Consider the following 509-nt stretch of genomic DNA (forward strand, 5'->3'; position numbering starts at 1 on the left):
TCTGCCAGCGATGCGGCGGCAGCCCGGTCGAGGCCTTGAAGGCGTGGCTCAGATGCGTTTCCGACACTTGCACCAGATCCGCCAGTTCGCTGAGCCGGATCGGCCTGAAACAGTTGTTTTCCATGAACTCGGTGACCAGCCGCAACTGGCTGCGCGACAGGCCGGATCTGCGCTGCCCCTCCTCGCCCCGGATGTCGAAAAGCAATGCCAGTAGCGCATTGATCAAGCCGGCACCGAACAGACCGTGCATCGCGACCGGGTTGGTGCACTCGTCGGCGATGGCCCGGGCCAGCGGTCCCATCCGGGGATCACTGAACTGGAAACGCGGCATCGACAGGCGCCCCTGGTCGACAGTCCGGCCGAAACGCCGCGTCACCGCTGCTTCCGAAAAATGCAGATCGAGATGCTTGATGCGCCTCAACCGCTCGCCGCGGCCACTGATCGGCATGCCGGCCGGCACGTAGCTCATGGTTTCGGCGGCGTCATGACGACCGGCTGTTCCGGCACCC

At 65.0% G+C, this 509-nt stretch carries 1 protein-coding gene; it reads right to left on the bottom strand.

The window, feature by feature from the left end; all coding sequences use genetic code 11:
* The coding region (locus G3A47_RS23555; RefSeq protein WP_166926709.1) for a helix-turn-helix transcriptional regulator at positions 1 to 509 on the bottom strand (509 nt) is incomplete at both ends.

Origin of the sequence: Flavobacterium poyangense (assembly GCF_011751075.1) — a bacterium.
GTDB lineage: Bacteria > Bacteroidota > Bacteroidia > Flavobacteriales > Flavobacteriaceae > Flavobacterium > Flavobacterium poyangense.